The organism is Nitratireductor sp. CH_MIT9313-5, from assembly GCF_037029545.1.
Taxonomy (GTDB): domain Bacteria; phylum Pseudomonadota; class Alphaproteobacteria; order Rhizobiales; family Rhizobiaceae; genus Chelativorans.
The window spans coordinates 382,820-404,179 of the sequence record NZ_JAYMER010000011.1; the positions used below are offsets into that span (position 1 = coordinate 382,820).

General features: G+C 60.4%; 16 protein-coding genes. 8 read left to right on the forward strand and 8 right to left on the reverse strand.

All coding sequences use genetic code 11. From position 1 onward, the window contains the following. The first annotated feature begins 15 nt into the window (after positions 1–15). Positions 16–1,788, forward strand: a complete 1,773-nt coding sequence (locus WA367_RS05860) for an SLC13 family permease (protein WP_336055849.1) — start codon at positions 16–18, stop codon at positions 1,786–1,788. 10 nt (positions 1,789–1,798) lie between these two features. Here WA367_RS05860 and WA367_RS05865 read toward each other — a convergent pair whose 3' ends face one another. The 5 genes from WA367_RS05865 to aceA form a co-directional block, all read right to left on the reverse strand. After that, the gene (locus WA367_RS05865) at positions 1,799–3,085 is read right to left on the reverse strand and encodes an NAD(P)/FAD-dependent oxidoreductase (RefSeq protein ID WP_336055850.1); all 1,287 of its coding nucleotides are present in this window, start codon (positions 3,083–3,085) and stop codon (positions 1,799–1,801) included. Between the two features lie 130 nt (positions 3,086–3,215). After that, positions 3,216–4,649: a glutamine synthetase family protein gene (locus WA367_RS05870; protein ID WP_336055851.1), complete on the reverse strand. Its 1,434-nt coding sequence runs from the start codon at positions 4,647–4,649 to the stop codon at positions 3,216–3,218. Positions 4,650–4,715: 66 nt separating this feature from the next. Continuing rightward, positions 4,716–5,159 (reverse strand): hypothetical protein, encoded by a 444-nt coding sequence (locus WA367_RS05875; RefSeq protein WP_336055852.1) that lies wholly within the window; start codon positions 5,157–5,159, stop codon positions 4,716–4,718. Between the two features lie 188 nt (positions 5,160–5,347). After that, positions 5,348–5,596, reverse strand: coding sequence for an SMc00767 family acetate metabolism repressor (locus tag WA367_RS05880; RefSeq protein ID WP_336055853.1), 249 nt, complete (start codon positions 5,594–5,596; stop codon positions 5,348–5,350). A 28-nt stretch (positions 5,597–5,624) separates the two neighbouring features. After that, a complete protein-coding gene (aceA, locus tag WA367_RS05885) occupies positions 5,625–6,911 on the reverse strand; it encodes an isocitrate lyase (RefSeq protein ID WP_336055854.1) in 1,287 nt (428 codons plus the stop codon). 215 nt (positions 6,912–7,126) lie between these two features. Here aceA and WA367_RS05890 point away from each other — a divergent pair, with 215 nt between their 5' ends. Further along, entirely contained in the window at positions 7,127–8,554 is a 1,428-nt protein-coding gene (locus WA367_RS05890) for a helix-turn-helix domain-containing protein (protein ID WP_336055855.1), read from the forward strand. 4 nt (positions 8,555–8,558) lie between these two features. On the opposite strand, the gene WA367_RS05895 is transcribed toward WA367_RS05890, so the two are convergent. Continuing rightward, positions 8,559–9,536: an NADPH:quinone reductase gene (locus WA367_RS05895; RefSeq protein ID WP_336055856.1), complete on the reverse strand. Its 978-nt coding sequence runs from the start codon at positions 9,534–9,536 to the stop codon at positions 8,559–8,561. Between the two features lie 265 nt (positions 9,537–9,801). Between WA367_RS05895 and WA367_RS05900 the strand changes: the two genes are divergently transcribed. The 5 genes from WA367_RS05900 to WA367_RS05920 all read left to right on the forward strand — a co-directional run bounded on the left by WA367_RS05900 (position 9,802) and on the right by WA367_RS05920 (position 15,304). After that, positions 9,802–11,154 (forward strand): glutamine synthetase family protein, encoded by a 1,353-nt coding sequence (locus WA367_RS05900; RefSeq protein WP_336055857.1) that lies wholly within the window; start codon positions 9,802–9,804, stop codon positions 11,152–11,154. Between the two features lie 126 nt (positions 11,155–11,280). Further along, on the forward strand, positions 11,281–12,375 hold the full coding sequence (locus WA367_RS05905) for a polyamine ABC transporter substrate-binding protein (RefSeq protein WP_336055858.1): 1,095 nt from the start codon (positions 11,281–11,283) through the stop codon (positions 12,373–12,375). A gap of 62 nt (positions 12,376–12,437) precedes the next feature. Further along, positions 12,438–13,574 (forward strand): ABC transporter ATP-binding protein, encoded by a 1,137-nt coding sequence (locus tag WA367_RS05910; RefSeq protein ID WP_336055859.1) that lies wholly within the window; start codon positions 12,438–12,440, stop codon positions 13,572–13,574. 3 nt (positions 13,575–13,577) lie between these two features. Then, a complete protein-coding gene (locus tag WA367_RS05915) occupies positions 13,578–14,489 on the forward strand; it encodes an ABC transporter permease subunit (protein WP_336055860.1) in 912 nt (303 codons plus the stop codon). 2 nt (positions 14,490–14,491) lie between these two features. Then, positions 14,492–15,304, forward strand: coding sequence for an ABC transporter permease (locus WA367_RS05920; protein ID WP_336055861.1), 813 nt, complete (start codon positions 14,492–14,494; stop codon positions 15,302–15,304). Between the two features lie 11 nt (positions 15,305–15,315). Here the strand turns inward: WA367_RS05920 and WA367_RS05925 are convergent, their stop codons facing one another. Continuing rightward, positions 15,316–17,133: an AsmA family protein gene (locus WA367_RS05925; protein ID WP_336055862.1), complete on the reverse strand. Its 1,818-nt coding sequence runs from the start codon at positions 17,131–17,133 to the stop codon at positions 15,316–15,318. Between the two features lie 339 nt (positions 17,134–17,472). Here WA367_RS05925 and WA367_RS05930 point away from each other — a divergent pair, with 339 nt between their 5' ends. Further along, complete coding sequence (locus WA367_RS05930) at positions 17,473–19,374, forward strand: acetoacetate--CoA ligase (RefSeq protein WP_442935551.1); 1,902 nt, start codon at positions 17,473–17,475, stop codon at positions 19,372–19,374. A 233-nt stretch (positions 19,375–19,607) separates the two neighbouring features. On the opposite strand, the gene WA367_RS05935 is transcribed toward WA367_RS05930, so the two are convergent. Continuing rightward, positions 19,608–21,302, reverse strand: a complete 1,695-nt coding sequence (locus WA367_RS05935; RefSeq protein ID WP_336055864.1) for an ABC transporter permease — start codon at positions 21,300–21,302, stop codon at positions 19,608–19,610. Positions 21,303–21,360: the final 58 nt, after the last annotated feature.

A 21,360-nucleotide genomic window follows, 5' to 3' on the forward strand; every position in this document is an offset into this window, starting at 1 on the left:
CGGACTTTGCCCCTCATGACTTACGAGCAGATCTTCCTTTTCACGCTTCTGGGCTTCGTATTTGCCTTTCTCGTCTGGGGGCGTATCCGTTACGATCTGGTGGCATTTGCTGCTCTGGTCATTGCAGTCATCGGCGGGGTTATCCCCGCCGAACATGCATTTGAAGGTTTCGGCCACGAGGCCGTCATCATCATCGCGCTGGTGCTGATCGTCTCGCGCGCCATGATGAATGCGGGTGCGGTCGAACTTGTCGCTCGTTTTGTGATCTCAGCCGGACGCTCGCTTTCCACCCATATCGGCATCATGTCCGTTGTTGGCGCCGCAATGTCCGCCATCATCAACAATGTCGCGGCCCTCGTCATGCTGATGTCGCTCGACATCGAGGCGGCGGAAAAGGCCAAGCGCCCGGTGTCGCAGACGCTGATGCCGCTCTCCTTTGCAACGATCCTCGGCGGCATGATCACGCTGATCGGCACCCCGCCCAATATCGTCATCGCACAGTTCCGCGACCGCGCACTTGGCGAGCCCTTCTCCATGTTCGACTTCTCGCCGGTGGGTCTTGTCTGCGCGCTTGTTGGCATCGCCTTTGTCACAACCATCGGCTGGCGCCTGATCCCGGAAAGCGCCACACGCGCAACGGTGGGCGAGGGCGGAGATACGGGTCTGTTCGTTGCCGAAGCCGGTGTGAGCGAAAAATCGAAAAGCATCGGCAAGACGCCAAGCGACCTCTTCCCGCTCGCAGACGAGCACGACATCACCATTCTGGGCCTGGTGCGCAACGGCAAACGCCTGCGCGGCTTCGCGGCAGGCGAGGAGATCCGCAAGAGCGATCATATCGTGCTCGAGGGCGATCCCAAGTCGATTGAAGCCTTTATCGGGGCTGCCGATCTCGACACGCCAGGCTCCGAAGATCATGGCGGGTTGCGCGGAAAGTCGCTCACGCTGGTGGAAGCCATCGTCCCCGACAATGCGCGCATGGTTGGTCGCACCGCAATGGATTTGCGCCTGCTCTACCGTCGCGGCGTGACACTGCTTGGTGTCTCTCGCCAGGGCCGCCGTTTCCGCGAGCGCGTGCGCAAGCTCACCATCAAGCCCGGCGACGTCGTGCTGCTGCTCGGCCCCGAAAGCCGCGTCAACGACGCAGCCGAATGGCTCGGCGTCCTCCCGCTGGCCGAAAAGAGCCACAATGTGATCCAGCGTTCAAAGGCGCTTTTCGCCATCGGCATCTTCGCTGCAGCCGTAGGCACGGCTGTCGCCGGTTTCGTGCCTCTGGCAGTCGCGCTGGCAGCAGTTGTCGGCATCTACGCGCTCTTCAATATTGTCAGCGCGCGCGAAGTCTACGAGGCGGTGGAATGGCCCGTCATCGTGCTGCTCGCCTCGCTCATCCCGCTGGGCCTCGCGCTTGAAACATCCGGCGGCACGCAGCTTATCGCCGAAGCCGTCCTGTCGCTCACAGGCGCGCTGCCGGCCTGGGCAATCCTCACGCTTCTGATGATCGTGACCATGACCCTGTCGGACTTCCTGAACAATGTCGCCACCGCTCTCGTGGCCGCGCCGGTCGGCCTGTCCATCGCGCAATCGCTGAATGTTTCGCCTGACCCGTTCCTCATGGGTGTCGCGGTTGCCGCCTCCTGCGCTTTCCTCACGCCCATCGGCCACAAGAACAACACCATCATCATGGGCCCCGGCGGCTACCGCTTCGGCGACTACTGGCGCATGGGCCTGCCGCTGGAAATCCTCATCATCGCCGTGGCGGTGCCCGTGATCCTGATTTTCTGGCCGTTGTAGGAGGCGGCTGTCAAATCCGGTCGCGCAGCGCGTACCAGTTGAGCGCGAGAAAAAGCAGGGCCGGGCGGAGCATCGAGCCGCCCGGGAATGACGGGATCTTCAATTCTTCAAGCAATTTCAACCGGTCGCGATTGCCGCTGACAGCTTCCGCGTAAAGCTTGCCGGTGAAGTTGGAGAGCATCACGCCATGGCCGGAATAGCCACCGGCGGATATCACATTGGGCATGACCTCGCGCACGAAGGGCTTGCGCGGCATGGTGATGCCCACATAGCCGCCCCAGGCATGGGTGATTTTCACCCCGTCAAGCTGCGGATAGACCTCTGCGATCTGCCGACGCAGCAATTCTTCGATCGCGGCAGGTGTTGACTGCGAATAAGCCTCCCGCCCACCAAAAAGCAGGCGCCCATCCTTGGTGCGGCGGAAATAACGGACCACGAAGCGCGAGTCGTCCACCGCTTCTCGGCCGGGAAGAACGTCGCTGTCCTCGCCAAGCGGCTCGGTTGCGGCAATGAAGGACCCGATCGGCATGAGATGCGCAGCCGTCTTCGGCTCCAGATCCTTGCCATAGGCATTGGTGGCCATCAGGCATTTGTCGGCGGTTATGGTCCCGTTTGGGGTGCTGACGCGTACCTTCCCGGCTTCGGAAACGATTCTCGTTGCAGGCGTCTTTTCGCAAAGCCGCGCACCGGCTTCAGCCGCAATGCGCGCGCTGCCCACGACAAGCTTCATCGGATGGATATGCCCGGTACCAGTGTCGCGCACTCCGCCATGGTAGCGGCGTGAACCTAAGAGCGATGCCGCCTCATCGCCGTCGATATAGCTGACATGCGGATAGCCGAAGCGCGTCGCCATGATCTCTGCATGGGCGCGATAGTCTTTCAGGTAGCGCTTCTTGTGCGCGACCGAGATCTGGCCTGGCATGTAGTCGATCTCGATGCCGTTGGTTTCGGCAAAGTCCAGCAGATGATGCTTTGCCTCTTCAGCGAGATCGAAAAGCGCCTTGGCACGGGTGAAGCCGAGCTCTTCCTCCAGCTCTTCCGGCCAGGCACGCTGGCCCGTGCCCATCTGCCCGCCATTGCGACCCGAGGCACCATCGCCAATGCGATGCGCTTCGATGAGAATGACATTCACACCGGCCTTGGCCAGATGAACCGCGGCAGAAACGCCCGTGAATCCGCCGCCAATGACCACGACATCACAACGCGCATCACCATCCAGCCGCCCATATTCCGGCCGCTCGCCGACGGTGGATTCGTACCAGGAAATGCCGGGGGAGATTGGGGATTGGTAGGGCATGGATGGCTCGGGATGGGTGGTGAATGGAGAATCGTGAATTGTAAATAGGAAGAAGGCGCGAAGGGTGCCGCAAATCTTCCCGCTTTGCTTGACAGGCAAGCTAGGTCATCGTTGCCTCACCATTCACCATTCACACATTCAACAACAGATACTCCCGCTCCCACGGGCTGATCACGCGCATGAAGGTCTCGAATTCGGCCTTCTTGATGGCGGCGTAGGTTGTGACGAAGCTGTCGCCAAGGATGCGGCGCAACGGGTCGTCCGCTTCGAACAGGGCCACGGCCTCAAGCAGGCCGCGCGGCAGTTCGATCTCGTCCTGATTGACTGCGGTTCCGGCCGGGGCGTCTGGCTCGATCTTGTCCAGAATGCCGACAAGGCCGCAGGCAAGCGAGCAGGCCAGCGCTAGATACGGATTGGCATCTGATGACGGGATGCGGTTCTCCACGCGCCGTGCAGCCGGATCGGAGCGGGGCACACGGAACGCCGTGGTGCGGTTGTCATAGCCCCAGCGCGTGTTGACCGGCACAGAGGTGCCCTGCGTCAGTCGCCGATAGGAATTCACGTAAGGCGCCAACATGATGAGCGCATTCGGAATGTGTCGCTGCAAACCGCCGATGAAATGGCGGAACGTGTCCGTCTCCTCGCCTTTCTCGTCGGAGAAGACGTTGGCGCCGGTCTTGGCATCCACGATGGATTGGTGGATATGCATGGCTGAGCCCGGCTGGTCGGCAATCGGCTTGGCCATGAAGGTGGCATAGATGTCATGCTTCAGCGCTGCCTCGCGGATCGTGCGCTTGAACATGAAAACCTGGTCGGCCAGCACGATCGGGTCGCCGTGACGCAGATTGATCTCAAGCTGGCCAGCACCTTCCTCATGGATCAGCGTGTCGATCTCCAGCCCCTGGCTTTCGGAGAAGTGATAGATGTCGTCGATCAGTTCGTCGAACTCGTTGACGCCGGCGATGGAGTAACCCTGTCCGCCGCCAATGGGTCGACCGGTGCGGCCGACCGGCGGTGTCAGCGGATAGTCGGGATCGGGGTTCTTGTGAACGAGGTAGAATTCGATCTCGGGCGCCACGATCGGCTTGAGCCCATGCTCTTCATAAACATCAAGCACGCGGCGCAGCACGTTGCGCGGGGTGAACTCGACCAGCTGACCGTCCTGGCGTACGAGGTCACAGATCACCTGCGCGGTCGGGTCGCTCTCCCAAGGCACGACGCAAAGCGTCGAGAGGTCCGGCACCAGCTTCAGGTCACCGTCATCCTGCGGATAGACAAAACCGCCGCCATCTTCCGGATAGGCGCCGGAGATCGTGGTCATGAAGACTGCTGAAGGCAGCGCCAGCGACGTGTTGGAGGTGAATTTCTTCGACGGCATCATCTTGCCGCGCGCAACGCCGGCCTGGTCAGGCGTGATGCATTCGATATCCTCGATGCCGCGCCAGTCCAGCCATCCACTGGCTTCCTTCCAGTCGCGAACCCCGCGCAGATTTTTCACGAATGCCGGCGTGCGAACCCGCCCGCCTTTGCCGGCGGAGCGGCCGTCTTTTTTCTTGTCCAGCATCAATCACCAATGAGTGCTTCGAATGGCAGCAGTATAGCACCGGCCATTCGCGAAGAAAGGGGGCACTCACGCCGTGCGAGTCAGGCGCTCCACTGCAGGAAGAAGCACGTCCGGCGTTACCGGACGAACCAGAACCGCATCAAAAAGCTGCGAGGCCTGGGCCTTCGCCTCATTGCTGCGCGCGATCATCAGCGCCAGGGGCGTCGTGCGATCCTGCGAAGCCCGCTTGCGATGCGCGATACGGTGAAGAATATCCTCAAGGATGCTCTCACTCCCTTGCTCGTCAACGATGACAAGCCACGGATTGGTTCGGTCAAGCAGGGAGATAGCCTGGTCCGGCGCACTCGCATCAGAACGAAGAAGCAAGCGCTCCAGTGATCGGGCGATTACGATCCTGTTTACCGGGGAGGAGGATACGATCAGTACATTTTTGCCGGCTTCATTTTTCGATTTCCCACCCATATCGGCAGCTTCCCGTGAAACTGCCGTATCCCAAGATCGCTTCTGCATGTCTGAAACCAGTTCGCCGGTCGTTCAATGCCCGGTTGAATCAAGGTCTGCATAGTGTACCGATATCGAAAGTTGTCAACCCGCATAACTATGCGGGTAAACAGTTGTAATGCGTAACTGTGACAGTGATAAAAAGGCCCCGCATCTCGCGATGCGGGGCCAGTGGGGCAGGGGAGTTTACGCGCCGACTATTCCGCTGCTGCGGCTAGCCCGTTCGTGACGATCACCGGAACAAGCAGGTCGCCCCAATTGCCTTGGCCATGGTGACGTGCCGAGCGCACCAGTTCCACCGACACACCCGCCTCAACCGCCTTCATGACCGACTGGTTCAGCCGGTGCAGGTCGTTGGCGACCATGCGCACCATTGCCTGCTGATCGGCATTCATGGTTGTTGCCTGTTCTTCCGCGCGTTCCTTAACTCGGGTATTCGGCTTCATGACTGGCTCCTTTCGTCAGGCTGTGCCGTTATTCCGCTGCGGGGCGAAATTGTGCAGTTTCAGTTGATTCGCCCATTGCGGTGGTCGAAGACTGGCCGCCGGTAATGGCCATGGAGACGGCGTCGAAGTAACCGGTGCCGACTTCGCGCTGGTGTTTGGTCGCGGTGTAGCCATTGGCCTCGGAGGCAAATTCCGCTTCCTGCAACTCGGAATAGGCTGCCATCTGCCTGTCCTTGTAGCCACGCGCCAGCTCGAACATGCCGTAATTGAGCTGGTGGAAGCCCGCCAGCGTGATGAACTGGAACTTGTAGCCCATGGCGCCAAGCTCGCGCTGGAACCTGGCAATGGTCGCGTCGTCCAGGTTCTTCTTCCAGTTGAAGGAAGGCGAGCAATTGTAGGCAAGCAGCTTGCCCGGATGCTCCTTATGCACGCCCTCGGCGAAGCGACGCGCCTGTTCGAGATCCGGCTTGGACGTCTCGCACCAGATGAGGTCGCAATAGGGCGCATAGGCATTGGCGCGCGCGATACAGGCATCAAGACCGTTGCGCACATGATAGAAGCCCTCGGCGGTGCGCTCGCGCTCATAGTCGACGAACGGGCGATCACGCTCGTCAATGTCAGAAGTGAGCAGCTTCGCGGCTTCCGCATCCGTGCGCGCAATGACCAGGGTCGATGTGCCCATGACGTCTGCAGCCAGGCGTGCTGCGGTCAGGTTGCGGATATGGGCCGACGTCGGGATCAGAACCTTGCCGCCCAGGTGGCCGCATTTCTTTTCCGAGGCAAGCTGGTCCTCGAAGTGAACGCCAGCCGCACCCGCCTCGATATAGGCCTTCATGATCTCGAAGGCGTTGAGCGGTCCGCCGAAACCGGCTTCGGCATCGGCAACAATCGGCGCGAACCACGTCTCGACCGAGCGGTTGCCCTCGGCAGTCTCGATCTGGTCGGCGCGCTGCAGCGTCTTGTTGATGCGCTTGGCAAGCTCCGGTCCGGCATTTGCAGGATAGAGCGACTGGTCCGGATACATGGCAGATGCGGTATTGGCGTCGGCAGCAACCTGCCAGCCCGACAGATAGATGGCCTTAAGGCCAGCACGAACCATCTGCATGGCCTGGTTGCCCGAAAGCGCACCAAGAGCGTTAACGAAATCTTCCTCGTGGATGAGCTTCCAGAGCCGCTCGGCACCCTTCTCCGCCAGCGTGTAGCGAATCTCGACCGAGCCACGCAGCCGCTTCACGTCCTCAGCCGTATAGGGGCGCGAAATGCCCTCATAGCGGCCAGCGGGTGCGTTCTGGATCAGACTGTCGAATTCGCTCATTGGAACCTCCGTTGTAAAAAGCGTAAATTTCCCTGCCGCTCTTTGCGGGTTTTCACAATTCTTATGCTGAACCAGAGCGTGTTGGTGAGCATAAACCGGATTTATAGGCAATAAATACCGTTGATTTGTATTGCTTTCGACAGATTGCCGAAGTAAAAATGTAAAAGTTGTAAAATGTAAGGATCAAGCCGAACGGCGCTGTAAAGGGATGTAAAATGGCGGCCAGCCAGAAGATTTTTGCCGGAGCGCGTATCAGGCGCATCCGCACGGCCAAGGGGCTGAGCCAGACCGCAATGGCCGAGGGACTTGGCATTTCCCCGTCTTATCTGAACCTGATCGAGCGCAATCAGCGTCCGCTCACGGTCCAGCTCCTGCTCAAGCTTGCCTCGGTCTATCGCATCAATCCGGAAGAGCTGCAGGGCGAGAACGCGACATCGCTTGCCGAATTGAAGGAGGTTTTTGCCGATCCTCTCTTGTCAGGCGAGATGCCGGGCATGCACGAACTGGCGGAAACGGTTGAGACCGCACCCAATGCGGCGCTGGCGCTCGTGAAGCTCTATCGCGCCTATCGGGAGCAGGCGGATCGGTTGAGCGACCTGTCGCAGATGCTTGCCAGCGAAGGGCGCGCAACGGCACTTACGGCAAAGCGGTTGCCGGTGGACGAGATCCGCGAGGCGATCGAGCGCAGGCCGTATCATTTCCCCCAGATCGAGGAAGAGGCGGAAGCCTTTCTGAAACTGCTCGACATGAAGGAAGGGCTCGCCTCCGCTCTCAAGACCTGGTTGCGCAGCGAGCAGGGGATTTCGGTGCGCGTACTCCCTGCGGCAACAATGCCGAACTGGCGTAGGCGCTACGACCGTCACTCCCAGCGCCTATTCATTTCGGAGCGTCTGTCAGCGGCAGACCAGTTGCGCGAGATTGCCATGGAAGCTGCGCTCATTCGCATGCAGGTCGCTATTGATCGCAGCGTCGAGGAGTTGAAGCTTGGCACCGATGAGGCACGCAGGCTCGCCCGCTTCGAGATGGCGCGCTATGCGGCGCTGGCCCTGATGATGCCCTATCAGCCATTTCTCACCCAGGCCGGGCGTGCAAGATATGATGTGGCGGTGCTGGCCTCGCGGTTCTCGGTTTCCTTCGAGCAGGCGGCAACACGCCTCGTGACGCTGGCGCGTCCCGGTAACTCCGCCATCCCGTTCTTCCTGATGGAGATCGATCACGCGGGCAATCGCCTGCGCCGGATCGGGGCGGAAGGTTTCCCGCATGACCGTTTTGGCGGCGCCTGCCCCAAGCTTGGCCATCACGCCTGCTTCGCGGAACCAGGGCGTGTGCTCGTCGAAGCGGCGGAGATGCCCGATGGCGGACTGTTTGCCACAATTGCGCGAACTGTGGATGGTCCGGCAACAGCCTATCACGAGCGTCCGCGCCGCACCGCAATCCTGCTTGGATGCGATCTGGAGCATGGTGATAAGCTCGCCTATCGCCCATCCCTGCTGGTGTCAAAGGATGTGGCCGCGCTCCCAATCGGTCCGGCCTGTCGCCTGTGCGAACGCACCGGTTGTCTCTCCCGCGCCGAGCCGCCGCTGACAAGACCGATCGGGCTTGATGAAGCCGTGACCGGTTTCTCCGCCTATGATTTCCAGTGAGACATCAGCTGATGTCGATCACCACATTCCCATCAACTTCACCGCTCTCCACCGCTTCATGCGCGGCAACGATCTCGTCCAGCCGAAAGCGCTTGCCGATCGCATGTTTCAGATGCCCCGCCGCAATCTCGCGATTGAGTTGCGCAATGGCAGCCTCACGTTCCTGCGACAGCAATTCGTAGACGAGGAAGACCTGCAGCGAGAGGCTGTTCCAAAGCATGGTCGGAAACGAAATCTGCACATCGCCATGCACATTAGAGCCATAGCAGACCGTCTTGCCATGGGGGGCGATGGCGCCATTGGCTATGAGCTTGGCAGTGGAAGAAAAATCCATGTCGATAATGCCATGCGCGCCCTTGCCATTGGTCAGGTCTTTCACAACCTTGGTCACGTCCTTCGTCTTGTAATCGATGACGAAGTCCGCACCCGCCTGCCGCGCGAGATCAGCCCTCCCGGCGGAGGCCGTTCCGATGACGCGTGCGCCCTTGGCCTTGGCGAATTGGACGGCGTAGTGGCCGACAGACGAGCCTGCGCCAGTGACCAGGATGGTCTTTCCGCCGATCTCGCCGTGAAGATTCACCGCATGGCTGGCAGTCAGGGCCGGAATGCCGAAGCACGCACCGGCCGCATAGTCGACCTGTTTGGGTAGCGCCACCGCCTGCTCCTGCGGCACGACGATATACTCGGCGGCCGTGCCAAAGGGCCTGCGCCATTGCCCGTTCCAGATCCAGACGCGTTCACCGACACGTGCGTGATTAACCCCATCACCAACCAGATCGATCTCGCCTGCGCCATCACTGTGCGGAATGATGCGCGGCGCGATGGGCTCACGGCCTTTACGGCCTTTGACATCTGAAGGATTGACGCCCGAAGCATGCATCCGCACACGCACCTCGCCAGGGCCGGGTTTCGGGGCCGGCATGTCGCCAACTTCCAGCACGCGTGCTGCAGGGCCGTTTCGCTCGTACCATGCTGCTTTCATTTCAGTCCCCTTCGTCATTCCCCGCCGGATCATGGTGCAGGGACATTTGCCATCACGTTACTCAACAAGTTCGTATTTAAGCCATGCCTTCGCCATTGACAGGTGAATGCGAAGCAGAGCAGGCTTGCTTCACGATCAACCAACAAGCAGGGACAAATTGCGCCACAGCGAGACCGGGCGGCCCCTATCGGGTGCAGCAAATGGTGGTTCGGGCAGCGGAAGCTCCGCCCCCGCCACTCCTCCAGCCGAACAGGAATACGACTTCATGACTCCGGAGCACGAAGCGGAATACACCGCCTTCGTGGCCGAACATCCCGATCTTGAGGCCGTCGAATTTCTTTTGGTGGACCCCAACGGTATCATTCGTGGCAAGTGGTCCCCCGCCGACAGCCTGAAAAAGGCGTACATGGAAGGCATCAACTTCCCCATGTCACTCCATGGGCTTGATGTCTGGGGCAGAGAGGTTGAGGAGACCGGCCTGCATATCGAAACCGGTGATCAGGACGGCTATTGCCGCGCCACGCGCGGCTCCCTGGCCATCGTGCCATGGGCCAAGCGCAAGACCGCACAGGTGCTGCTGCAGACCTTTACGCCTGAGGGCGAGCCCTTCATGGCCGATGCTCGGCAGGTGCTGAAGCAGAAGGTGGCAGAGGTCAACGCCAAGGGCTTCTATCCGACTGTCGCCTTTGAACTTGAATTCTACCTGCTCGAGCCCGATACGGATTGGGACGATGGCATGCCCGCACCCGTCGGTGCGATGGCGGGGCCGGACCGGCTGCGCATGTATGGTCTGGACGACCTTGCCGAGCACCAGGAACTGTTCGACATGATCCGCGATGCGGCTGACGCGCACAATCTGCCGATCGACACGATCATCAAGGAAGCGGCTCCCGGCCAGTTCGAAGTCAATCTCAAGCACCGCGCGGACCCGCTGCGCGCCTGCGATGACGTCATCATCCTCCGCCGCATTGTCATGGGCTGCGCGCGCGCCAAGGGGCTGATGGCCACCTTCATGGCCAAGCCATTCCTGGAATATGCCGGCAACGGCATGCATGTGCATGCGTCCATGTGCGATGCGGATGGCAACAACATCTTTGCAGGCGACGACGGTCGGCGGAAACTGGAGGCGGCCGTCGCCGGTCTCCTCAACACCATGCCGGAATCACTACTGCTCTTCATCAACACATGGAACGGCTTTCGCCGTATCACGCCTGGCTCCTACGCACCGACCCGGGCCGTCTGGGCGGAGAACAACCGATCGGTCGCCCTGCGCATCCCGGTATCCACCGAGGAGAACCGCCGCGTGGAACATCGCATCGCCGGGGCGGACGCCAACCCCTACCTGGTCATGTGCGCTGTCATCCAGGGCATGATCGAGGGGATCGAAGGCAATCTGCGTCCGCCGCCCATGGTCGAGGGCAATGCCTATGATGATCCGGAGGCGGGGCCGGAACTGCCCGACGACATGGATGATGCCCTGCAACTCACCATGCGTTCGAAATTCGTCGATCGAGCGCTTGGGCCTCTTCTCGCCAAGGTCTATCGCGACCTCAAGCGCGCGGAGATCATCGCCTTTTGGGGCGAGATAACGCCGCTGGAGCGGACAACCTATCTTTAGGCTTCGATGGGCGGGAATTTCCCGCTTGTCGCACTGCAAAAACGGCAATAGGCTTTTGAAAAAAGCGCGCTAATTGGAACAAGAAGCGTCAACTGGAACACCGCCACTGGGAGTAAAGACGAGACCATGAGAAAAGCTGCTCTGCTGTCCGCCGTATCTGCAATCGCAGCGACATTTGCCCTGTCCGCTCAGGCGCAGGACCGTGTCGTGAATGTCTACAACTGGTCGGACTATATCGACGAGTCGATCCTTGAAGCCTTCACCGAAGAGACCGGCATCAAGGTCCAGTACGACGTCTTCGATTCCAACGAGATTCTCGAAACCAAGCTGCTTGCAGGCGGTACCGGCTATGATGTCGTCGTACCGACCGGCACCTTCCTCGCGCGTCAGATCCAGGCCGGGGTGTTCCAGAAGCTGGACAAGTCCAAGCTGACCAATATCGACAATATGTGGGATATGATCGCGGAGCGTACGGAGAAGTACGATCCGGGCAACGAGTATTCGGTGAACTATATGTGGGGCACCACTGGCATCGGCTACAATGCCAAGATGGTGGAGGAACGTCTCGGCACCGACACGATCGACAGCTGGGACGTCGTCTTTGACCCAGAGAAGCTCGAGAAGCTTGCCGATTGCGGTGTGCACATGCTCAACGCACCAGCGGAAATGATCCCCGCCGCCCTGAACTATCTGGGGGAAGATCCCGATGCGCGCGATCCGGAGTCGATTGCAAAGGCGGAAGAGGCGCTTCTGGCCATCCGCCCGCATATCCGCAAGTTCCACTCCTCCGAATATATCAACGCGCTGGCCAATGGAGACATCTGCCTTGCCGTCGGCTGGTCGGGCGACGTCTTCCAGGCGCGTGACCGTGCCGCGGAGGCGGATCAGGGCGTCGTGGTCAAATATTCGATCCCACAGGAAGGTGCGCAGATGTGGTTTGACCAGATGGCCATTCCCGCAGACGCCCAGCATGTGGAAGAAGCGCATGAATTCATCAATTATATCATGCGCCCGGACGTGATCGCCAAGGCGACCAATTATGTCTACTACGCCAATGGCAACAAGGCCTCGCAGGAGCTTCTGGATGAGGAAGTGATCGGCGATCCGGCTGTCTATCCGCCGGAAGATGTCATGGCCAAGCTCTTCACCACCACCCCGCCGGACCCGCGTGAGCAGCGACTGATCACGCGCACCTGGACGAAGGTGACAACCGGTCAGTAATGGACAGAACGGGCGGGGCTATCAGTCCCGCCCTCACATTTCGGCTTGTGACGGGGCAGTGAATGACATCACTTGGAAGCACGCGCAGAACCTTTGCGCCATGGGCGGATGAGAATGCGAAACCCTATATCCGCTTCGAGAATGTGACCAAGCGGTTTGGCGATTTCACTGCGGTCGACAATCTTTCCCTCGACATCTACGAGCGCGAATTCTTTGCGCTACTGGGCGCCTCGGGCTGCGGCAAGTCCACCCTGTTGCGCATGCTGGGCGGCTTCGAGCAGCCCTCGGAAGGCCGCATTCTGCTTGATGGGCAGGATATGGCCGGCATTCCGCCCTACAAGCGTCCGGTCAACATGATGTTCCAGTCTTACGCGCTCTTCCCGCATATGAGCGTGGAGGCCAATATTGCCTTTGGCCTTAAGCAGGACGGGATGCCAAAGCCGCAGATCGCCGAGCGCGTGGCGCAGATGCTCAAACTGGTGAAGCTTGAGCAGTTCGCCAAGCGCAAGCCGTATCAGCTTTCCGGCGGCCAGCGTCAGCGCGTGGCGCTCGCCCGTTCGCTTGCCAAACGTCCGAAAGTGCTTCTGCTCGACGAGCCGCTGGGCGCGCTGGACAAGAAGCTGCGTGAGGAAACCCAGTTCGAGCTGGTCGATCTCCAACAGGATCTCGGTCTCACCTTCATCGTGGTCACACATGATCAGGAAGAGGCCATGACCATGGCCGATCGCATCGCCATCATGGACAAGGGGCAGGTGTTGCAGGTCGCCACCCCGCCGGAAATCTACGAAGCTCCAGCCTCGCGTTTCGTGGCCGATTTCGTCGGCTCCATCAACATGTTCGAAGGCAAGGTCGCCTCGAATGGAGGCGAGGGGGTAACGCTGACGGATGAGGCTGGCGCGCGCTTCGTTTCCAGTCATGCGCCTGCCGACCTCGAGGGCAACACGGCCTGGCTGGCGGTGCGCCCGGAAAAGATCCGCATCTCCAGCAAGCGACCGGATGCAGACAATGTGCTCGAAGGGGAGGTCTGGGACATCGCCTATCTGGGTGACATGACCATTTACAACGTCAAGCTCGACGACGGGCGTATCGTGAAAGCCTCAAGTGTCAACAGCCTGCGACGGCTGGAAGATCCGCTGACATGGCATGACCGTGCCTTCGTGTCCTTCCCCGCCGATGCCGGCGTCGTGCTGGTGCGCTAGCTCATGAAGGGACTTGCTAACGCCGTCCTCAACCGCATCGTGATCGCAGTTCCCTATCTGTGGCTGCTGATATTCTTCCTTGTTCCCTTCTTCATCGTCTTCAAGATATCGCTGTCGCAGCCGGCGATTGCCATGCCGCCCTATACGCCCACTTTCGATCTCTCGGAGGGGCTGAGCGGGCTTTGGGCGGGCTTGAGCGAGATGTCGTTCTCGAACTATCTCTGGCTGACCGAGGACGCGCTCTACATCAATTCCTATCTGTCGAGCCTCTGGATCGCGGGCGTTTCGACGGTGCTGACGCTTCTGGTCGGCTATCCGATGGCCTATGCCATGGCGCGCGCGCCGGAAAACATACGGCCCGTTTTGCTGATGCTTGTCATCCTGCCCTTCTGGACCAGCTTTCTGATCCGGGTCTATGCCTGGATCGGCATCCTGAAGACCGAAGGTCTGCTCAACCAGTTCCTTCTGTTCATCGGCATCATCGACCAGCCGCTTGTGATCCTGAACACCTCCACCGCGATCTATATCGGCATTGTCTATTCCTACCTGCCATTCATGGTGCTGCCGCTCTATGCGACGCTTGAGAAGATGGATCACTCGCTGATCGAGGCCGCGCAGGATCTCGGTTGCCCGCCCTTGAGTTCCTTCTGGAAGATCACGTTCCCGCTGTCTCTGCCGGGTGTGGTTGCGGGCTGCATGCTCGTCTTCATTCCGGCAGTGGGTGAATTCGTGATCCCGGATCTGCTTGGTGGTTCACGCACGCTCATGATCGGCAAGACCTTGTGGAACGAGTTCTTCGCCAATCGCGACTGGCCTGTCTCCTCTGCCGTGGCAATCGTGCTTCTCATGATCCTTGTCGTGCCCATCATGTTCTTCCAGCGTGCACAGGCGCGATCGCAGGAAAGAGGAGCCTGACAATGGCCGGTACCTGGGGACGCTTCAACATTGCCGCTTTGGTGCTTGGCTTCGCCTTTCTCTACTTGCCCATCGTGCTGTTGATAATTTTCTCGTTCAACGAGTCGCGACTGGTCACTGTCTGGGCCGGTTTCTCGACCAAATGGTATGTGCAGCTTTTCTCCAATCAGGGTCTGATGGATGCCGCCTGGGTGACGGCGCGCGTGGCGCTGCTTTCGGCCAGCGTCGCCACCGTTCTCGGCACCATGGCCGCCCTTGCGCTCACCCGCTACACCCGGTTTCGCGGACGCATCCTGTTTTCCGGCATGGTGTTCGCGCCGCTGGTCATGCCTGAAGTCATCACCGGCCTCTCGCTTCTGCTGCTCTTCGTGGCGATCAATTTCGACCGCGGATTTGCCACCGTGACCATCGCGCACATCACCTTTTCCATGTGCTTTGTCGCGGTGGTGGTGCAGTCGCGTCTCGTCTCCTTTGACCGGTCTCTGGAAGAGGCTGCCCTCGATCTTGGCGCAACACCCACACGCGCCTTCTTCCAGGTAACGCTGCCCGTCATCATGCCGGCCGTCGTCTCAGGCTGGATGCTGGCATTCACTCTGTCGCTGGATGACCTGGTCATCGCCAGCTTCACCTCCGGCCCTGGCGCGACAACCCTGCCGATGAAGATTTACAGCCAGGTGCGGCTGGGCGTGACGCCGGAAATCAACGCCATCTGTACCATTCTCATCGGTATAGTGACCGTGGGCGTGATTGCAGCCTCCCTCGTCAACAAGCGCCGCGAGGTGCTGCGCCGTCGTGACGAAGCAGCCTATGCCTGATGATGTTCAGCCTATTGGCGCGGTGCGTCGGGGTTGAATGCCGCTATGAAGGGGGAGCCCCAGGAGCCGCCGACAAAGAACATCAGCGGCGCTGCCTCGGGTGTCCCTTCGCTCGCCAGTGTTCCGTAGAGCGCAAGGCCTCGTCCGGCAAAAGGCACAAGGCCGTCCAGTTGAAGCACATGTGACGGAGAACGCGCTTCGGCGGTCTCGATTTCGGCCACGCCACGGCGCACCGTCGCCTTGAGGCGTGCGGTGTCCACGGGAAGTGACCCTTCCGCTATCTCGGAAAGAGCGAAGAAATCGCCCCGCTCGGACAGGCGCATGAAGCTTGGCAGATGGATGCCCGGAAGCTCTCCCTTGCCGAAATCAGCCGAGATCGTGCCATCCGCTGATGCCAATATGTCGTCCAGTGTTTTCCCCGTACCTTTAAGGGAAACCGAAAACGTGCCACGAGCCCGTGGCAGAAGGGTTTTCAGCTCCAGCGTCCGTGCCAGCTCCGCCATATCCACCTGATCGCCGGCAAAACTGACCTCCAGTGTGTCGAAAGCGCCCGTGCGGTCGACCCGCAGCCCCATTTGGAGCGACCCTCCGAAAGCGCTCGCATCCGAAATGTCGAATGTGGCCAGCCCATCGCGAGATTTGGCTGCCGCGGCAACATTGGAAAGCGCAACCGAGCCATAGGTGGCATTGGCGACGGAAAAGCGCATATCCACATTGATCCGCTGATCCACGGTCCCCTGCCGATCCTTCGCGGCGGCGGCGACATGGCTCGCACCAAATGTGCTGAGCGTGCTGCGCAGGTTCAACCGGTCGAATGCAAGCGTCCCGCTGATGCTCGGGTCCCCGTCCTCGAAAGCGATTTCGAGCAGACCCTTTGCGGTGCTTTCATCCACTGTCAGTGCGGCATTCTCGAATTTCAGCCGGTCATTATGGCCCGTCATGCGTGCGGCAATCGAGACGGGTCCGACACGGTTCGCGCCTGCAGGCACCCCTTGCATCCATTCCATCAATCGCCCGAGAGACGGCGTCGAGGCGGATAGGTCACCGTCGAAAAAGTCGATGCCCGCCAGATTGGCCGAGCCCTTGAAGGAGAGGTTCAGCGGTGAGGATTTCACCGTCAGATCAAGCGGTGCGCTGCTGCCTGCCAGAAGCAGAAGGGGCTGCGCGGTTGAAACCTGCGCCTGCACGGCCTCACCACGCCAGATGCCCTTGGCGTTAAGCGAGGCCTGTCTGTTCAGTGCAGGCCAATCAAGGGTGCCGGAAAGCGAGCTGACCAGCTCGTGGGTCTGACCATCCTGCGACCCGATCACCCGGCCCTCGACAAATTCGATTGCGCCCAGCGGATCGTCGGGCAGCTGGCTTGCTGTGGGGCTTTCGCCGGTCTGCGCGATGGCTTCTTCGGCCTGTTCGACCGAGCGGGCCAGCCGTCCCCAATCCCGCGGGGAGGGCAGGTGGAAGCCGCGCGCATCGCCATGCAGACGCACAAGCGGGCGGATGAAGCGCATACGGGTAAAGACGACCTCGCCGCGTAGGGCGGCAAGGGCTGAAAGTTCCACCTCGACACGGCTCGCCTCGATCACGGGCTGCGGATCGCGCGTGTTCCAGTCCAGAAGGGTCACATCGTTGAGCACGGCACGGAAGGTAGGCCAGACCTCAATGTCCGGGCTGTCATCAAGGCGCACGCGATAGCCGCTCCACGCACTCATCTGATTGGCGATACCGTCGCGCACGATCTGGGTGGAGGCGATCAGCGGCAGCCCGATCATCAGCAAAAGCGCAATGACGGCGACAATGCCGGATGACCACGCAGCTTTTCTTGCCAGTGACACGCGCGTTTCCCTGTTCGTAAGCCCTGCAGCCCTGAAAGTTTCCGGCGCGAGGGACGTCGCCCGATTTGGCCGTAGATGCGCGATAATGCCGCTTCGCATCTTGCGGTTCGGTAAACGGTTTATTGCAACATGTCACAGATGTGAAGGAACCGCTTGCGCACGCGCCCGCTTTTGCACCGCTTACAGGCACATCCGCGTTGCTTGGAGCGCACATCGCTGCTGATTGCATCCATATGCACTGCACGGCATAAGCGGGACAGGCAGATTGTGCGGAGGAGTTTTATGCAGTCGTCAAAGCCTCTTTGGGCCCCCTCTCAGGACCGTGTCGCTTCATCCGCCATGACCGAATTCATGGCCAGGGCAGCATCAACCGCCAGGCAGGACATCACCACCTATGAGCAACTTCACGGCTGGTCGGTGGAACAGCCTGAAGCCTTCTGGTCACTCATCTGGGATTATTGCGGCCTTCTGGGCGATAAGGGTGCTGTGGTTCTGGCCGACAGGGACCGCATGCCCGGCGCACGCTTCTTTCCCGAAGCGCGGTTGAACTTCGCCGAGAACCTGTTGCGCAAGAAGGGCAGCGATGATGCGCTGGTCTTTCGCGGTGAGGACAAGGTGGAGCGCCGCCTGAGCTGGGACGATCTGCACGCGCTCGTCTCACGCCTGCAGCAACTGTTCTTGGCCGAGGGCGTGAAAAAGGGTGATCGCATTGCCGCGATGATGCCCAACATGCCCGAAACGGTGGCCGCAATGCTGGCGGCGGCTTCTATCGGGGCGATCTGGTCATCATGCTCACCCGATTTCGGTGTGCGCGGCGTCCTCGACCGGTTCGGCCAGATCGAGCCGGTGATCTTCATCGCGCCGGATGGCTACTGGTATAACGGCAAGGCCTTCGAGACGGCCGACAAGACGAGCCAGATTCTGGCTGAACTGCCATCCGTGCGTCGTGCGCTCATTGTCGACTATCTGGGCAGCGCGGAAGAGAGTGCGCAAGGCATTGAGCGTGCAAGCCCGTTCACTGCGGCGCTGGACGAGTATGAGGAAAAGCCGGTCGCATTCGAGCGCCTGCCCTTCGATCACCCGCTCTATATCCTCTTTTCGTCCGGCACGACCGGCATTCCCAAATGCATCGTGCATTCGGCGGGCGGGACACTTCTGCAGCATGTGAAGGAGCATCGCCTCCATGCGGATATCCGCGATGGGGACCGCTTCTTCTACTTCACCACCTGCGGCTGGATGATGTGGAACTGGCTGGTGACCGGGCTCGCCTCCGGAGCAACGCTGCTCCTCTATGACGGCTCGCCCTTCGCGCCCGACGGCAATGTGCTCTTCGATTTCGCCGAGGCTGAGGGCATGACCTATTTCGGTACTTCGGCAAAGTTCATCGATGCCGTGCGCAAGGCTGAGCTGACACCGAAGCATAGCCACGATTTGAACAAGCTCAGAACCATGTCCTCCACCGGCTCGCCTCTTGCACCGGAAAATTTCCGCTTTGTCTATGAGGGCATCAAGGAAGACATCCATCTCGCTTCCATTTCCGGGGGTACGGATATCGTCTCCTGTTTCGTGCTGGGCGTGCCGGTGCTGCCGGTCTGGACGGGCGAAATACAGGCCGCCGGTCTGGGCATGGCCGTTGATGTCTGGGATGACGACGGCAAGCCGCTGCGCGCGGGCAAGGGCGAGCTTGTCTGCACCAGGCCATTCCCCTCCATGCCAATCGGCTTCTGGAACGATTCCGATGGTGCAAAATACCACGCGGCCTATTTTGACCGGTTCCCCAATGTCTGGTGCCATGGCGACTTTGCCGAATGGACCGAGCATGGTGGGCTCATCATCCACGGCCGCTCCGATGCCACGCTCAATCCGGGTGGTGTGCGGATCGGCACGGCCGAGATCTACAACCAGGTCGAACAGATGCCCGAAGTGCTCGAGGCGATCTGCATCGGGCAGGATTGGGAGGATGACGTGCGTGTCGTGCTGTTCGTGCGCCTTGCAGAAGGCGTCGTGCTTGACGAGGCGCTGGAAAAGGCGATCCGTACCCGCATCCGTACTGGCGCCAGCCCACGGCACGTGCCCGCGCGCATCATCGCCATTGACGATATCCCGCGCACCAAGTCAGGCAAGATCACCGAACTTGCGGTGCGCGATGTGGTTCACGGGCGCGAGGTGAAGAACAAGGAAGCACTGGCCAACCCGGAAGCGCTTGAGCTTTACCGCGATCTGCCTCAGTTGCAGCAGTGACGGGGTTAACAAAACCTTGCGCCGAATATTTACCGAGACTTCAGACATCTGACCAAAAGGTAAAATATTCACTGTTCCGGCAAGGTGGAGTTAGGGTATCAAGTCAATGATCGTGGACAACTTGATGGAGCTCCCGACCCCTGATCCGGTCGGCCACAGGTTTTGAGTTTTGACAGCATTACCCCGTTATTTTCGCGCCCCTGCAGGTCAGGGGCGTTTTCTTTATCCGGGGTTCAGGCGTCCTTGTCCTGCATCAATCTTCCTGAAAGCAGGATGACGGGAACCATCGCAGTAAGCACAATCATGAGCGCAGCCACTGCACCTTCTTCCACCGCGCCCCGCGAGGCGTTTTCATAGACATGCGTGGCAAGCGTGTTGAAGCCGAAAGGCCGCAGCAGGATGGTCGCCGAAAGCTCCTTCGCCGTATCCACGAAAACGAGAATGGCGGCGGTCGCGATGGCCGGACGCGCCAGTGGCAACAATACCGTGAGGGCGCTGCCCGTTGCGGTCTTGCCGAGGCTGCGCGCGGCTTCGTCAATATTGGGCGGGAGCTTCGCCAGCCCCGACTGCACGGCACCTTCCGCAAGTGCAAGAAAGCGTATTGCGCAACCAAGAACCACGGCAAAAGCCGTACCCGACAGAAGCAGCCCGCTGGAAATGCCCACCTGCGCGCGCAGGAACCCGTCAAGCGCATTGTCAAAGCGCGCCAGGGACAGGAGCAGGCCCAGCGCCAGGATCGTCCCCGGCATTGCATAGCCCGCAGTGGCCACGCGGGTGATGGCAAGCGTCCAGCGCGAACGGCGCATCCGTAGCGAGAAGATGAGCGCCATCGCAGCCCCCACCGCGAGGAATGCCGTTGCCGAGGAGGTTACCACCGTCGTCAGGAACGCCTCGGCAAGTCTTGGCTCCGCAAACTGGTGAAGACGCTTCGAGGCGTAGTCGATGAATATGTAGAGCGGAACGCCGAAGCCGAAGGCGAGGGGAAGGCCTGTGGCGAGGATCGCCCCCGCGCTGCCCCATCCGCCAAGCCTGTGCCGGGGCGGGCGGGACTTGATCTGTGTAGCGCGTGCGCTGTGGAAGCGCTGCCGGTGGCGCGCGCCTTGCTCCATGACGATCATGAAAATCACGAAGACGAGCATCACCAGAGCTATCTGTGCAGCACCCTCCAGACTGCCGCGATTGAGCCATGTCGAATAGACCGCGAAAGTGAGCGTGTTGACGCCCAGATGCTGAACCGCGCCGAAATCATTGAGCGTTTCCATCAGGACCAGCGCAACACCTGCCGCAATGGCAGGACGGGCAACAGGCAGAAGCACCCGCCAGAAGACGCGGGAAGAGCCCGCGCCAAGCGTGCGCGCCACATCAGCGATATTGCGTCCCTGCATCAGGAACACCACACGGGTCGTCAGGTAGACATAAGGATAGGTAACCGAGGTGAGCACGAGTGCTGCGCCCCAAGTGGAGCGAATATCCGGAAACCAGTAATCCGATGGCCGGGTAAAGCCGAAGAGATCGCGGATAGCCCCTTGAACGGGGCCCACGAAGTGGAAGAATTCCGCATGGGCGTAAGCCGCCAGATAGGGCGGAACCGCAAGCGGCAGGACCAGGGCCCAGGACATGAAGCGGCGCAGCGGAAAGTCATAGGCAACAACGAACCAGGCTGTCGCGACGCCGACAATGCTGGTGCCGATACCGACCATCAGCAGAAGGATGAAGGTCGTCGAGAGCGCCTTGGGCAGTACATATTGCAGCAGATGCGGCCAGTCATCGCCGCTTGATGCGAGTGCCACAGCAATGACCGTGGCAATCGGCAGCATGACCACGAGCGCGATCAGTCCCGCAGCAACAAGCCCCGCACGGCCTTGGCGCCGTCGGGGCAGGGTGGAGAGCCGCGGCAGGCGCGGATTGTTCACGATCAGGCTGTTCATCTCATGGAAACACCTGCTGACATGCAAACCGGGCCCAAAGGGCCCGGCGCAAGAACTT